A 14,684-nucleotide genomic window follows, 5' to 3' on the forward strand; every position below is an offset into this window, starting at 1 on the left:
CTGGAGTTTCACCGTGCACTCATTTTGGTGCGTAAAAGTGACGCCCCAACCCTGTTCAAGGGACCTGCGGATGAACGTCAGAGGCGCTGGCCGGCCGATGGTTACGTCCAGTTATTACAGAGGTATAGATTGTGCACGGAGAGTGATTTCGCGCGATCCTTGCCCGGACGAAGTCACCGGGGACGCTTCGAGGGATGGGTGAGGAGATCGACGACGGGCCTGAGCGCAGATAATGGCAGCGGTCAGGAGGACAAGCTGATTACGGCAGACCGGTCTCTGTGATGACCCGGCGGATTCCCTCCGACAGGGGAGTGGGTCGCCAGCCGAGTTCTCTCTGTGCAAAGAAAAGGATCGCTTTCTATTGCTATCCCTACCAGTTGACCAAGGAATGGGTCTACAGCCGGTCACCGAGGCGGAGACGACGGTGCGCATCGCGGGCGCGCTCGTCGGCGACGCTCGAGCCGTAGCGGCGGAGCATCGCGGGTGACTGCCAGCCCATGTTCCGCATGAGGTCGGTCTCGCCGCCCCCGGCGGCGAGCCACCCGTGGGCGGTGGTGTGCCGGAACTGGTGCGGGTGCAGGCCGGGTACGCCGATGGCCTTGCCGCGCCGCTTCAACATCTGGTTGATGCCGTTCGCGGTGAGCGGGCCGCGGTTCTTCTCCGACAGCCACAGGTTCGGCAGCTCGGCCCACCGGTCGCGGGCCCGCAGACGGATGTACCGCTCCAACGCGATCCCGGTCTTACTCCCGAACGGCACCGTGCGCGAGCGCCTTCCCTTGGCCATGATGTGGATCACATCCTGGGTGAAGTCAAGATCTTCAAGGGTCAGGTTCGCGATCTCGGCGCGTCGGCCGCCGGTGTCCATCAGCAGACGGATGATCGCCTCGTCGCGCCGCGAGATCACGTCCCGGCCCGCGCAGTCGGCCAGGAGGGCGCGAAGCTGATCATCAGTCAGCACCGGCACGCGCTTCTCCGGGACAACCGGCGGCCRCATCCGGCCCATCGGGTCCCGGTCGAGGTCCTCCTCCTCGACGAGCCAGCCGGTGAACTGTTGGAGCGCCCGGTAGACCAGGGACACGGTCGCCGGGGCGTGGTCGGTCGCGTAGTCGGCCAGGAACGCCTCGACGTGGGCCCGCTCGAGCTTCAGGGGGTCGCCGGGCCCGCCGTGCTCGGCGAGATGCCGGATGAGGTCACAGGCCGCGTCAACATACAACGTGATCGTCCGCGGGGACATGGTTCTGGCTTCGAGTGACCGCCGCCACTGCCGCACCAGGGAGGGCCAGGCACCATGGTCAACTAGGCTCATGATCGCGCAGTTTAGTTGTGTCTGACCGCCGTTCTCTACTTGCGAACCAGCAAATGATCTCTATTTCCGCAGGTAGACCGGGGTTTGTGGGCGCGGCAGGGATCGAACCTGCGACCACTCGCTTGTAAGGCGAGCGCTCTCCCGCTGAGCTACGCGCCCGGGGTGGATGCCCAGCCTACGCAGGCATCGTCCGTCCGGTGGCACGGCCGATCGCCGGATCGGTGAGGTGACCGTGCCCGGTCGCAACGTTAGCGGATGATCCCGGATCGTGGGTCAGGAAACCGGGCGCGGTCGCCCGAACATGCGGGTGAGGGCTGCGTCCACATCGGCGGCGAGGTCGCCGCTGAGGGCACGCTCAGGCCCCTCCACGGCTGGTTCCCCGCCATRACGTCCCGCGGAGGCGTTGGGAGTGTCTGTGGCGGCCGGCACGCCCTTGGCGGATCCTGCGGCCGGCGGGCGCAGAGCACCGGTTGTGGTCTCTGGCACGTCGGAGGCGGTCCGCGACGGTGACGGTTCGGGGATGAGTGAGGACAGTCCGGGCGTGGCTGAGAACGGTTCGCGAGCCGATGAGGGCGGTTCAGGGGCTGGCGAGCGCCCGGCGGGCTGCTGTTCGGAGGGTTTCCGCGCGCCGCAGGCCCGGCAGAACACCGTGCCGAGGGCCTTCGCCAGGTGGGTCGAGGCGCAGCGGTCGCAGCGGTCAAGGATCTTCTCCCACTCCGGGGAGGGGCGGCAGGTCGGGCAGACCAGGACCTGTTCGCCGCCGACGACCGCGCGTTGCCAGGGGCTCGCGCCCCGGACTGGGTCGGTCTGTCGCGTACTGCAGCGGAAACACGGCATGAGGTTCCCCGTCCTCGAAGACCGGCGGCGCACGTCGCCCGTGCCATGCCACGCCGGGACCCCCGCGAGGTGTCCCTGACTCTGGAACACCTCGCGGGGGTCCGACGGGCGAGGCGACCCGGCCCGCCGCTCGCCGGGACTACAGCGAGGCGAGGGCCTTGAGGTACTCGGCCTGGTCGCGTGCGTCCGGAATGTTGTTGACGACCTTCCAGCGCACCTTGCCCTCCTTGTCGATGATGAAGGTTCCGCGGAGGGAGATGCCCTTCTCCTCGTTGAAGACCCCGTAGGCCTTCGCCACCTCGCCGTGCGGCCAGAAGTCGGCCAGCAGCGGGAACTCGTAGCCCTGCTGGTCGGCCCAGACCTTGTGCGCGAAGGAGGAGTCGACGGAGATGGCCAGCACCTGCACGTCGTCGTTCTGGAAGGAGGCCAGGTCGTCCCGGACGGAGCACAGCTCGCCCTGGCAGACGCCGGTGAAGGTCAGCGGGTAGAACAGGAGCACCACGTTGCGGCGGCCCCGGAAGTCGGACAGGGTGACGACCTCGTTGTTCTGGTCCTTCAACGAGAAGTCGGGGGCGACGGCTCCGACGTCGACGGTCACGAGCTCTTCCTCTCGATTGCGGTTGGTTTTCGCGTCCTGCGGTGCTGTTCGACCTCTCGGTCTTCGCGACCTGTCGGTCCTCTCCGCCAGCATGCCACCGTCGGCCGCGGCCTTGCGCTCCGGCTGCGGCCGGTGTGCCGGATCCCGCGGGCAGGTCGGGGCGGTGGGCAGCGGCGGCGCTACGACACGGATGCGATGGTGAACAGGATGAGCACACAGGGGGAACACATCGGGGCGGGTACTCGGCAACGGCACTCGAAGATGTAGAGACCCGAAACGGCTCCAAGGCGTGCCCGGCCGGCCGCGGATGGCACTTTTCCGGTCAGCGAAGCCACAGGAAGGCGCGGGAGCCGGTTTCCGGGACTCTGGTGCCCTAGTCTGACCGGTCAACGACCGCGGCGAGCTAGTCGTGCCGGACAACGACAGAGGTGACCGGGCGGAGTGTGCTTTTTCCGGCCGTTGCCCCGGCTCGCGGCCACGCCGCGGACGGGGCCGCACAGTGGCGCGTCGGGCGTCCCGCGGATGCCGACAGCAGGGAGGTCGTGACCACCTTGACCGATCACATGCCGCCGTCCGGCCCACCTGGCTGGGGCCCGGGCGGCCACGGAAGCCCCGGCGGACAGCCGCCCGGGCCCGGCGGTGCCTTCGGATCGTTCCCGGACGGCCCTCTTGGAGCACCGCCCGGAGGCCCGCGCGGGTTCGCCGGCGCGGCCGGGCCGGCGGGTGCGCCCGGTCCGGCCCCGGGTGGTCCGGGCGGCTACCCGCCGTTCCCCCGGGAGGGCTCGAATCCCTACCCGCCCCATCCCGGGGCCGGGCAGACCTATCCCGTGCCGCCCGGATACGGGCCGCCGCCGGCCGGTGTGCCGCCGGTCGGAGCCGGCGTCCTCGGTAAACGGCGCAATCCGTTCGGGGTGTGGCTCGGCCTTCCGCTGATCACTCTCGGGATCTACGGGTTCGTCTGGGTGTACAAGACCAACAAAGAGCTTGCCGCCTACAACTCGCGGATCAAGGTCAACCCTACGCTGTCGCTGCTGGCCTTCCTGATCGGCTGGGTGCTGATCGTCCCGCCGTTCGTGGCGGCGTGGCGGCTGGGGACGCGGACAGCGGAGGCGCAGCGCGCCGCGGGCCTGCCGGAGATCAGCCCGGGGATCGCGTTCCTGCTGTGGCTGATCGGCGGTGGGCCGCTCTATCTCCAGTTCGAGATCAACAAGATCTGGAACCGCTACCCCGGCGCGGTCGAAGGCCAGCAGGTGCCGCTGAGCCGCTGAGCCGCACGGCGTAGCGGACGAGAAACGGGGCACCGCGGGCTGTGACGGCCCGCGGTGCCGTACCGCTGATCATTCAAGTGCGGATGCCGGCCGGGCGGGCGGCACACGGACCTGGCACTGGGCATGGCGGAAGGACCGTCGGCAAGCACGTCACACCGATCGGTTGCGACCCCGACTGGGGAGATCGCCGCCGCTGAGGCCTCGGACGCGCGCGGGCGCCCGGGGCCTCAGCGGTGGCGGACCCGCTGGGACTTCGGGGCGGCCAGCCGCATTCCGGCCCATTCGGCCGCGACGCTGACGGTGCTGGTCTGGACGAGGCCGGCGGTCGGCACGGCGTCCAGGACGTCGCTGGGCTCGACGTGGCCGTCACGGCCGGCCTTCGGGGTAAGCAGCCAGATCACGCCGTCCTCGGACAACTGCCTACGCGCGTCGATGAGGGCGTTGGCAAGATCACCGTCATCCTCGCGCCACCAGAGGAGCACGACGTCTACCACGTCGTCGGAGTCCTCCGGGACGAGGTCGGTGCCACTCGAGGTCGTGACCGCGTCCAGGAGATCCTGGGCGATGTCGTCGTCCTCGTTGAGCGACTGGACCAAGGTGCCGGCCATGACTCCCAGACGTTCCGCACGGCGCTGACCCTCGGCGTTCGCCGCGGTCGGACTCACCCTCCGCTACCTCCTGCTCGTCTACACGACGCTCCGCGGCCGCGAGGCGCCCCGGTCGTGGGCGGACCGGTTCGGCGACGATCCGCTCGCGCGACCCGCCGTGGGCCTAGTCCACCGGACCATGCGGTGGGTGCGCAAGTGCCACGCCGGGGGTTGTGGACAAGCAGGGGGATGCCGGCCGTTCCACAACGATCTCCGCTGACACAATCTCGCTACCCCGGGGCCGCCTCGTCAACCCGTCGTACGAAACCCGCCGACATGATCCCACCATCGGTCCAACCTGCGGGTATGTGATGTCGGACGTCTCCTGGCCGTTCCGATGATCCCAGGTCCGGCACCGGGGTGGGCGCACTGGCCGGACTTTGCCCGCCGGACGGGGCTGACCGGCCCGGTCAGCCCGGCAGGAAGGAGAACCGGACGGTCCGCTCGGGGTTGTCCACATTTAGGTCGACAAGCGCCACCGACTGCCAGGTACCGAGCGCGAGCCGCCCGTCCAGGACGGGAACGGTCAGGGACGGCGGGATGATGGCTGGCATCACGTGTGAGCGGCCATGCCCGGGCGAGCCGTGGGCGTGCCGCCAGCGGTCGTCGGCGGGCAGCAGGGCGGCCAGGGCGGCGAGGAGGTCGTCGTCGCTGCCGGCGCCCAGCTCGAGGATGGCCACGCCCGCCGTCGCGTGCGGGATGAAGACGGACAGCAGCCCGTCGCCCCGGCCGGCGACGAACTCGGCCGCCGGCTCGGTGAGGTCGACGACCCGTTCGTCGCGCCCCGTCCGCACCGTCATCGTCTTCGTCTCCACGGTGGCGTCCCTCCCTCGGCGGGCGTCCACAACTCGGGCGCACGTATCCCAACCATCCCGCACCTGCCGGTGCGACCGCCCGCACGCCACCCCGACGCCTGGGTGGCCGCCCGGGTCCGAGGGCTGCGTCCAGGTGCTGCTCAGACGGCCGTCGCGGTGTGTTCACCGGCGCGCCACCACCTCGGGGACAGACCGCGAACAACCGCGTGTGCCGATCCAGTTTCCCTACCGCACAGTAGGCAGGGCGTGCGTGACGACCGTGTCGAGACGGAGCACGATAGTGAGAGGGCATCGGCACAGGAGCCAACGGAGAGCAGGAGTAGGCGTGGCGCAGGACACAACGCGGAAGTTCTCGGTCATCACCGACGGGCTCCCGAGCCAGTTGCCGGACATCGATCCGTCCGAAACCAGCGAATGGCTCGAGTCGCTCGACGCGGTGATCGAGGAGTCCGGGCGAGGCCGGGCACGGTTCCTCATGCTCAAGCTCCTCGAACGGGCACGCGAGAAGGCGGTCGGGGTACCGGGCCTGACCAGCACCGACTTCATCAACACGATCCCCCCCGAGCAGGAACCCTGGTTCCCGGGCGACGAGCACGTCGAACGGCGGATCCGGGCGTACATCCGGTGGAACGCCGCCATCATGGTCAGCCGCGCGAACCGTCCGGAATATAATGTCGGCGGCCATATCGCCACATATGCCTCGAGCGCGAGCCTGTACGAGGTCGGCTTCAATCATTTCTTCCGGGGCAAGGACCACCTGACCTCCTCCCCCGGCAGCGATTCCGGGGACCAGATCTTCATCCAGGGGCACGCCTCCCCCGGCATCTACGCCCGCGCGTTCCTCGAGGGCCGTCTCACCGAGGCGCAGCTGGACGCGTTCCGCCGCGAGGGTGAGCCGGGCGGCCTGTCGTCCTACCCGCACCCGCGGCTGATGCCGGACTTCTGGGAGTTCCCGACGGTGTCGATGGGCCTCGGCCCGATCGACGCCATCTACCAGGCGCGGTTCAACCGCTACCTGCTCAACCGCCAGATCAAGGACACCTCCCGCAGCAAGGTGTGGGCGTTCCTCGGCGACGGCGAGATGGACGAGCCGGAGTCGATCGGCGCCCTCGGGGTCGCCGCCCGCGAGGAGCTCGACAACCTCATCTTCGTGGTGAACTGCAACCTGCAGCGCCTCGACGGGCCGGTCCGCGGCAACGGCAAGATCATGCAGGAGCTGGAGTCGCTGTTCCGCGGCGCCGGCTGGAACGTCATCAAGGTCGTCTGGGGCCGTGACTGGGACCCGCTGCTCGCCAAGGACACCGACGGCGTCCTCGTCCACCGGATGAACACCACACCCGACGGCCAGTTCCAGACCTACTCGACCTCGTCGGGCGACTACATCCGGGAGCACTTCTTCGGCGCCGACGCCCGGCTGCGCCGGATGGTCGCCAACCTGGCCGACGAGGATCTCAGCAAGCTCTCCCGCGGCGGGCACGACTACCGCAAGCTGTACGCGGCCTACAAGGCGGCCACGGAGCATGCCGGTCAGCCCACCGTGATCCTCGCCCACACGATCAAGGGCTGGACGCTGGGCAAGGACTTCGAGGGCCGCAACGCCACGCACCAGATGAAGAAGCTCACCAAGACCGAGCTCAAGGAGCTGCGCGACCGGCTCTACCTGGAGATCCCCGACTCGGCGCTGGACGGCGACCTCCCGCCGTACTACCGCCCGGGGCCGGACTCCGAGGAGATCCAGTACATGCGGGAGCGCCGGGCGGGGCTCGGCGGATCGATCCCGCGCCGCGTGGTGCGGGCCCGCACCCTCCCCCAGCCGCCGAAGTCGATCTTCGACGAGCTGCGGCGGGGCTCGGGCAAGCAGCCGGTGGCCACGACGATGGCCATCGTCCGGCTACTCAAGGACCTGATGAAGACCAAGGAGATGGGCGCCCGGTTCGTGCCCGTCATCCCGGACGAGGCGCGCACGTTCGGCATGGACGCGATGTTCCCCACGGCGAAGATCTACTCGCCGCACGGGCAGCGCTACGAGGCCGTCGACCGGGAGCTGCTGCTCTCCTACCGGGAGTCCGAATCCGGCCAGATGCTGCACGAGGGCATCAGCGAGGCCGGTTCGATGGGCTCGGTGATCGCCGCCGCGACGGCGTACTCCACCCACGGCCAGCACATGATCCCGGTGTACGTCTTCTACTCGATGTTCGGCTTCCAGCGGACCGGCGACCAGATGTGGGCGCTCGGCGACCAGCTCGGCCGGGCCTTCCTGCTCGGCGCCACCGCGGGGCGCACGACCCTGAACGGCGAGGGCCTGCAGCACCAGGACGGCCACTCGCTGCTGCTGGCATCCACGAACCCGGCGTGCGTGTCGTACGACCCGGCGTTCGCGTTCGAGATCTCCCACATCGTCCGCGACGCGCTCGACCGGATGTACGGCGAGCGGAACGAGAACGTCTTCTACTACCTGACCGTCTACAACGAGCCGGTCCCGCAGCCGGCCGAGCCGACCGGGGTCGACCCGGCCCAGATCATCGCCGGCATGTACCGGTTCCGTACCGCCGACGCGCTCACCGGCGGCGAGGGGACGCCCGCCACGGCCGCCGAGAGCTCCACCACGGCGCAGGCGCAGCTCCTGGCCAGCGGTACCGGCATGCGCTGGGCGCTGGCCGCCCAGGAGATGCTGGCGGCCGACTACGGCATCGCCGCCGACGTGTGGTCGGTGACCTCGTGGAACGAACTGCGCCGGGAGGCGCTGGTGTGCGAGCGGCGCAACCTGCTCAACCCCGAGCAGCCGCCGGCCGTGCCCTACGTCAGCCAGATCCTGGACGGCGCGCCGGGCCCGGTCGTCGCGGTCTCGGACTGGATGCGCGCCGTCCCCGACCAGATCTCGCGGTGGGTGCCGCAGCAGTACACCTCGCTGGGCACCGACGGCTTCGGCCGCTCCGACACCCGGGCGGCCCTGCGGCGCCACTTCAACGTCGACGCCGAGTCTGTGGTCGTGGCGACCCTGGAGGCGCTGGCACGAACGGGTGATGTCGAGCAGGCCACGGTGGACGACGCCATCCGCCGGTACGGGCTGCGCAAGGACGGCGCCGGCGAGGCCGCTCTCGGCAGCGGCGCCGTGGAGGAGGACGACCAGCCGGTCTCCGGCTGACCGGGCGCGGCCGGTCAGCCGGCCGCGGCCTCAGCGGCCTGCCCGGTCCACGGCGGCTGGACGGCCCGTGGCGGCGGCTGGGAGCGGCCTGTGGCGGCCGCCCGGACCTGGCCCGCGGGGCTTCCGAGACACTCGGGGCCCCGCGGGCACCGGTGGCGGACGTGCCGCCCGCGACACGGCGTGACGACGTTCGCCACCCTCGACACCACTGTGCGTAACCGAATGTGGCACTAACTCTTCGTGTTCACGGAGCTCCGGCCGCGCACCGGCTACCATCTGTACTCCAACGGTGCCACCAGCACAGCACTCCGTGTGACAAGCTGTCACCGGCAATCGGTTCCGGATCGTCACCGGCGACACTATTGTCTCGGGAGTGACATCCACGGCCGACGGCCAGGCGACGTCGCGCGTCGGCCAAGGGTCGGCCAACCGCCGCGGGACGTCCCCCACGGCGCACGGCACCGTGCCGCGGCACCGGCCCGTCGAGGGCAGGAGCGTGGCCGGCGTCGCGTGGCCGGAACGCGGAGCATCCGGTTCGCGGAGCCCGCGGCCGTCCGGTGATCCGGACGGCGCTCGGTGGGGCCCGTCGCGACCTGGTCGCCACGAGATCGAGGAGGAGCACGTGACGCGTGTCCCGAGGACCACCGGTCCGGCCGCCATCATGGCGGCCACCCGCCAGCCGGGCCGGCAGGCATGATCCTCCGGGCCCGCCGCATCGAGCGGCTGGAGGAGCATCCGAACCTCCGCGGGATCCTCGGCATCCTGGCGCAACTCGTGCACACCTCCGACAGCGAGCTGGTGGCACTGGCCTCGCTGTGGCGCAACTCCGGTCAGCTCGCCTCGGCCCGGGACAAGGCGCTCGCCCCCGACTCCCCGCTGATCGTCGAGGTCCTGGCGGCCTTCGACGCCCTCTCCGCCATCTACGCGGATGATCTGGCCGGCGCGGAGTACGTCACGCTCGACCCCGCGATCACCGCGACCGCGCTGCGCGCGATGCGCGACGCGCTCGCCGGCGCCTACGCGAAGCCGATCCTGAACCGCTCCGAGTACACGGCGCTGCTGCGGCCGTGGCGCACCGTGTACCCGCGGGTCCGCTCGCACGAGCCGGATCTGGGCCCGGCCGCCGCCGACGTGAAACGGGTGCTGGCCACACTGCCGCGGCTGGCCCGCCGCTGCCACGACCAGGCCAGCCTCGAGGTCTTCGACGGCCTGCTCACGACCGTGCTCACCCGCGACGACGACGCCCACCAGATCGCGATGGAGCGGGCCTTCGACAGCGCCGTCCTGACCGGGCGACGGCGGGTGTGGACGCTGGTCCGCCGCAGCGCCGCCGAGGGGTTCTGGCGGCTGTGCCCGGCCTGCCGCCGGCTCGCCACGGCGCCGGACTCGTCCTCGGACGAGCGGGTCATGGAGCTGTGCGCCGACCTGGCCTGCGCGCTGCTCGTCGAGGACCTGCTCGACCCCGAGGTCTTCGCCCGGCTCACCACCCCGCTGCGCGCACTGGTGCCGCTCCAGAGCCCTCCCGGGGACTGACCCGGCACCCGGTACCGCCCCCGGGGCACCGCCGCCGTCGTCCGGGTCTACTCGGGCCGGTAGACGATGAGACGGGCACCGCTCGTCGTGACCGCGATCCGGCGGATCCCCTCGGTCACCTCGCCGTCGCTGGCGAACGGCAGCGGGGACGGCTGGTTGGAGGAGATCCGCACCCGTTCCACCGTCCGCTGCTCGTAGACCCGTGACCGGCCGAGACGTCCGGTCAGCACCGCGCCGACGAGGCGGAGCCGGGCCAGCGGCGCGGTCGCGTCGACGACCCGCAGGTCGAGCAGGCTCTCGTCGAGGCGGGTCCGGTATGTCGGGGCGAACCCGTCGGGCAGGTAGCGGCCGTTGCCGACGAAGACGAGCCAGACCCGGCGGGTGACGCCGTCGATCTCGACGTCGAACGGCGGGTCGCTCCACAGCACCCGGCTCAGCGCGATGATCATCGCCGGCCACTTGCCGATCCGGCGCTCGAAACGCTCCCGGATGCCGACCATGTCCGGGTAGCCGCCGAGGCTGGCGGTGTTCACGAAGATCCGGCTGAACCGGGAGTCGGCCGCGCCGATGCCGTCGACCCTGCCGACGTCCACCGCGACGGCCGTGCCCTCGCGGACCGCCTTGATCGTGTCGCCGGCGCTGTTCAGGCCGACGTCGGCGGCGAAGTGGTTGAGGGTGCCGGCCGGGAACACCGCGAGCGGAAGGCCCCGGGCGAGAGCGGCCGCGGCCGCGGCGTTGACCGTCCCGTCGCCGCCGGCGACGCCGAGGACCCGGCTGTGCGCGGCGACGCGGTCCAGGGCCTCGGCGACGTCCTGGTCGGGGCCGACCTCGACGACCTGCGCGCCGGGCAGGTCGGCACGCAGGACGGCGACGAGCTCGGCGTGGTGACCGGCGCCGGACCGGGCGTTGACGACCACACCCAGGCCCGTCCCGTCCGGCAGGGCCGGGGCCCAGGCGGACGCCGGCCGGGCCCGTGCCGGCGACCAGGGGCGCCGCGGCATCACCTTCGTCGTCAGCAGCCCGGCGCCGATGCCGAGCGCGGCGCCGGCCACCACGTCGCCCGGGTAGTGGGCACCGACGTAGACCCGGGAGAAGGCGACCGCGGACGCCAGAGCGACCACCGGGACGGCCGCCGCGGGCGCGTCGAGCGCGACACCGGTGGCGAAGGCGGCCGCCGAGGCCGAGTGCCCCGACGGGAACGAGAAGGTCGTCAGGTCACGGCGCAGCCGGCGCAACGGCGGGATGCCGTGTGTCGGCGGCCGGCCCCGGCGGAACAGGAGTTTGGCCGGGCCGTTGGCGACGGCGCTGGCGACGCCCAGGGCGAGCAGGCCGCGCATCGCCGCCGGGCGGCGGCGGCCCTTCGTCGCGCCCAGCGCGCCCGCCACCCCCCACCAGAGCATGCCGTGGTCGGCCGCGTGGGAGAGCCGGGGCAGCAGCGGGTCCACCAGCGGCCGGGCGCCGGCGATGGCGGAGAACATCGCGCGGTCGACCGTGATGAAGGTGTGCACGAAACGCCGGCCGATCGCGACGTCGTGCCGGACGAGCAGGCGGGCCAGGTCGCCGACGCGGGGCAGATCGCTCTCGCCGACCAGGTCGCGGGAACGGCCACGGTCACGGGTGCGGGAACGGTGAACGGGCCGCGGAATCCGCCGCATGGACGTCACGCCGGAACCGTACCCGTTCGTCCCGTGTGCGGGCGGGCGCGCGCGGCGATCCGCCGGGAAGGCGGAACGCCGGCTCAGGGCACCGGGTCGGGTCCGGGCGGTCGGGACACCGGGTCGGGGCGAGGTGCCGGGTTGGCGCATGGTGGCCCGCGACGTGGTCCTCTCACGGCCGGGAGGACCACGTTCAGGTGATTCGCACAGGCCGGACCGGCATCAGCACGTCGTCAGCCTGGTCCGCCGTGCCGGCGCGCGGAGCGGCCCGGTGACCCCCGCGCCGCCGTCCCAGCGGCACCCGCGGCGCATCCGCGGCGCACACGGCACCGCTCACAGGTGCCGGCCGTGCCCCCGGTGCCGGCACAGGCCAGGGCGGAACCCCGGCCCGGCCGGACGGTGCCGGGGCGCGCCGCACCGCCCAGCCGGGCGGCGGGACGTGGCGGGTCAGACCGGTGTCGGCGCGGCGACCGCCCCTCGACGCGGCGCGGGCGGCCGGGGCACGCACCCGGGCCTCGGCAACGGTCGCCGCGGCTCCACGGTGCGCCCGGTGGGCAGGATCTCCCCCGTGTCCTCGAAGAGGATCACCCCGTTGCAGAGCAGACTCCAGCCCTGGTCACAGTGTCTGCTGGTGACTCTCGCCGCGTCGTGGTCGGCGCTGTCGGCCGTCGGGCAGGGCGGACTGTGCGGACACCTCCGCCGCGCGACGGGGGAGGCGGAGGCGGGGTCGCCGGACGGCTCCGCCTCTGTGGTGGGCGCCGGCAGGGCCGGGGCCAGGTTGAAAACACTTCCTTGGTGCACGAGCACCAGAGGTTACGCCTCTCCGTTAGGCACGTCACACGGGGGCGCCCGTGCGCCCACCGGCGTGTCACGCCGTACGCGGCCAGCCGGGGGCGGGTGTGGGCGTCCGGTAGGCCGGGGCGTATCTCCCCGTGGCCGTAGGCGAGGGCCGCTGCCCGGCGCTCACGCATATGGGTAGATTGCAGCCCGACGCCGAGCGTTCGACCTGCTCGGACCGGAGGATTGGTCCGAGCCGACAGGCGGGGCCCGCTTCGTCGATCGATCGTCGCGGCCGGGCCGGTCCGGGATGCGGACCATCAAGTTCGGCCCGGCGCACGTCTGCTCCTGGCCTGTGGGGGGTCACGCATGGTGAACGACTCGCGCACCACCGGCGGTCCGCTGCCGGAGACCGCCGGCCCGCTCGCCGCCGGCGGCCTCCACGGCGCCCGCGCCGATGCCACCGTCGCCGATGTAGCCGTCGCAGGCACCGCTGTCACCGGCACCGCCGTCGCCGACTCCGCCGATGACGGTGATCCCGCCGACCGCCTCGACGTCTCCGTCGTCATGCCGTGCCTGAACGAGGCCGAGTCGGTCGGCGTCTGCGTCCGCAAGGCGCTGGCCGGGCTGGCCGCCGCCGGAGTCGTCGGCGAGGTCGTCGTCGTCGACAACGGTTCGACCGACGGCTCCGCGGCGGTGGCGACCGCGGCCGGCGCGCGCGTCGTCGCCGAGTCACGGCGTGGCTACGGCAACGCCTATCTCGCCGGCTTCGCCGCCGCGCACGGCCGGTTCCTGGTCATGGGCGACTCCGACGACACCTACGACTTCGCCGACCTCGGCGCGCTGCTCGCCCCGCTGCGCGCCGGGCGCGCCGACTACGTGCTGGGTTCCCGGTTCGCCGGTGAGATCCTGCCCGGCGCCATGCCCTGGCTGCACCGATACGTCGGCAACCCGCTCCTCACCGGCATCCTCAACCGCCTGTTCGACGTCCGCTCGTCCGACGCCCACTCCGGGATGCGGGCCTTCACCAAGGACGCCTACCGGCGGATGCGGCTGCGCTGCGAGGGCATGGAGCTCGCCTCCGAGCTCGTCATCGCCGCCCGTCGAGCCGAGCTGCGGATCGAGGAGGTGCCGATCACCTACCACCCGCGGGTCGGGGCGTCGAAGCTCCACTCACTGCGGGACGGCTGGCGCCACCTGCGGTTCATGCTGCTGCTGGCGCCCAGGCACCTGTTCGTCCTGCCGGGTCTGGTCCTGTTCGGGCTGGGCACGGCCGGCCAGCTGGCGCTCCTGCCCGGTTCGCTCGATGTCGGGTTCCACCGGCTCGACCTGCACTTCTCCGTGCTGTTCGCGCTGATCGCGATCCTCGGTTGGCAGTTGGTGCTTCTCGGTGTCTTCGCCGACGTCCACAACCATGCCGCGGGGTGGCAGGAGCGCCGCCGCTGGCCGCTGACGTCGATCCACCGGCGTTTCACGCTCGAGCGGGGCCTGGCGGCCGGCGGGATCCTGTTCACCGTCGGCTTCGCGATCGACTGCGTCATACTCGCCCGATGGCTGGCGAACTCGATGGGGCCGCTCAACGAGCTGCGCCCCGCCCTGCTCGCCATGTCGCTGATGGTGCTCGGCGCGCAGACCGCCTTCGGGTCGTTCTTCCTGCGGCTGGTGACGGCCGGGCCGAGCGGCGGCCACCGCCGGGCCGGCTGGGCACCCGCGACCGGACCCGCCGTCTCAGCCGCGGCCACCGGCGCGTCGCCATCCGCAGTCTCGCCGTCCTCAGCGTCGCCGGCCGATCCCCCGCCAGCCGATCCCCCGCCGGCCGCGAGGCCGGTGGCGGCCGAGCCGGGCGACGACGCGGCGGCCGGTGACCGCGCCCCCGGGCCGGTCGGGGCGCCGGGCCCGGTCGGGACGCCGACGCCAGACGGCGGAGCCGGTCCGGCTACCCGCACGGGCCCGGAAAGTCATGAGAACGACGAGGATGCGGCGTTCCTCGCCGCGCCCGCACCTGTCCTCGGTGGAATTCCCGCCCACCAGCACTGACCACTCCGATCGGGTCTTACCGTGATCCACATACACAATCGGGGGCCCAAAGGGGACCATTTGGAC

Annotated in this window: 10 protein-coding genes and 1 tRNA gene; 4 read left to right on the forward strand and 7 right to left on the reverse strand. The window is 71.8% G+C overall.

Translation table 11 applies throughout. From position 1 onward, the window contains the following. Window positions 1–394: 394 nt before the first annotated feature. The 3 genes from BBK14_RS11615 to BBK14_RS11625 all read right to left on the reverse strand — a co-directional run bounded on the left by BBK14_RS11615 (window position 395) and on the right by BBK14_RS11625 (window position 2,741). Window positions 395–1,306, reverse strand: a complete 912-nt coding sequence (locus BBK14_RS11615) for a tyrosine-type recombinase/integrase (protein WP_071061846.1) — start codon at window positions 1,304–1,306, stop codon at window positions 395–397. Between the two features lie 87 nt (window positions 1,307–1,393). Beyond that, window positions 1,394–1,465 (reverse strand) — tRNA-Val (locus BBK14_RS11620). 817 nt (window positions 1,466–2,282) lie between these two features. Continuing rightward, entirely contained in the window at window positions 2,283–2,741 is a 459-nt protein-coding gene (locus BBK14_RS11625; RefSeq protein ID WP_020459470.1) for a peroxiredoxin, read from the reverse strand. A gap of 542 nt (window positions 2,742–3,283) precedes the next feature. Here BBK14_RS11625 and BBK14_RS39925 point away from each other — a divergent pair. Then, complete coding sequence (locus BBK14_RS39925) at window positions 3,284–4,009, forward strand: DUF4234 domain-containing protein (protein WP_241831408.1); 726 nt, start codon at window positions 3,284–3,286, stop codon at window positions 4,007–4,009. A 227-nt stretch (window positions 4,010–4,236) separates the two neighbouring features. Here the strand turns inward: BBK14_RS39925 and BBK14_RS11635 are convergent, their stop codons facing one another. Further along, the gene (locus BBK14_RS11635) at window positions 4,237–4,674 is read right to left on the reverse strand and encodes a DUF3052 domain-containing protein (protein WP_020459468.1); all 438 of its coding nucleotides are present in this window, start codon (window positions 4,672–4,674) and stop codon (window positions 4,237–4,239) included. A 392-nt stretch (window positions 4,675–5,066) separates the two neighbouring features. Next, on the reverse strand, window positions 5,067–5,456 hold the full coding sequence (locus tag BBK14_RS11640; RefSeq protein ID WP_020459467.1) for a YjbQ family protein: 390 nt from the start codon (window positions 5,454–5,456) through the stop codon (window positions 5,067–5,069). A 340-nt stretch (window positions 5,457–5,796) separates the two neighbouring features. Between BBK14_RS11640 and aceE the strand changes: the two genes are divergently transcribed. Both aceE and BBK14_RS11655 read left to right on the forward strand, forming a co-directional pair. Further along, window positions 5,797–8,616 carry a pyruvate dehydrogenase (acetyl-transferring), homodimeric type gene (gene aceE, locus BBK14_RS11645; RefSeq protein WP_071061848.1) on the forward strand — a complete coding sequence of 940 codons (2,820 nt, stop codon included), beginning with the start codon at window positions 5,797–5,799 and terminating at the stop codon, window positions 8,614–8,616. A gap of 693 nt (window positions 8,617–9,309) precedes the next feature. Then, window positions 9,310–10,149: a hypothetical protein gene (locus tag BBK14_RS11655; RefSeq protein ID WP_071061852.1), complete on the forward strand. Its 840-nt coding sequence runs from the start codon at window positions 9,310–9,312 to the stop codon at window positions 10,147–10,149. Between the two features lie 47 nt (window positions 10,150–10,196). On the opposite strand, the gene BBK14_RS11660 is transcribed toward BBK14_RS11655, so the two are convergent. Both BBK14_RS11660 and BBK14_RS39930 read right to left on the reverse strand, forming a co-directional pair. Then, window positions 10,197–11,804: a bifunctional phosphatase PAP2/diacylglycerol kinase family protein gene (locus BBK14_RS11660; RefSeq protein ID WP_071061854.1), complete on the reverse strand. Its 1,608-nt coding sequence runs from the start codon at window positions 11,802–11,804 to the stop codon at window positions 10,197–10,199. Between the two features lie 447 nt (window positions 11,805–12,251). After that, the gene (locus BBK14_RS39930; RefSeq protein WP_020459463.1) at window positions 12,252–12,611 is read right to left on the reverse strand and encodes a DUF5999 family protein; all 360 of its coding nucleotides are present in this window, start codon (window positions 12,609–12,611) and stop codon (window positions 12,252–12,254) included. 339 nt (window positions 12,612–12,950) lie between these two features. Between BBK14_RS39930 and BBK14_RS11665 the strand changes: the two genes are divergently transcribed. Beyond that, window positions 12,951–14,618 (forward strand): glycosyltransferase family 2 protein, encoded by a 1,668-nt coding sequence (locus BBK14_RS11665; RefSeq protein ID WP_071061856.1) that lies wholly within the window; start codon window positions 12,951–12,953, stop codon window positions 14,616–14,618. Window positions 14,619–14,684: the final 66 nt, after the last annotated feature.

The sequence above is a fragment of the Parafrankia soli genome (assembly GCF_001854695.1).
In the GTDB taxonomy this organism is placed as follows: Bacteria; Actinomycetota; Actinomycetes; order Frankiales; family Frankiaceae; genus Parafrankia; species Parafrankia soli.

What these genes read in the sequence shown, in the direction of transcription:
- BBK14_RS11640 (WP_020459467.1), bottom strand. Translation starts at nt 5,456, where the DNA reads ATGACGGTGCGGACGGGGCGCGACGAACGGGTCGTCGACCTCACCGAG.
- BBK14_RS11655 (WP_071061852.1), top strand. Translation starts at nt 9,310, where the DNA reads ATGATCCTCCGGGCCCGCCGCATCGAGCGGCTGGAGGAGCATCCGAAC.
- BBK14_RS11660 (WP_071061854.1), bottom strand. Translation starts at nt 11,804, where the DNA reads ATGCGGCGGATTCCGCGGCCCGTTCACCGTTCCCGCACCCGTGACCGT.
- BBK14_RS11665 (WP_071061856.1), top strand. Translation starts at nt 12,951, where the DNA reads ATGGTGAACGACTCGCGCACCACCGGCGGTCCGCTGCCGGAGACCGCC.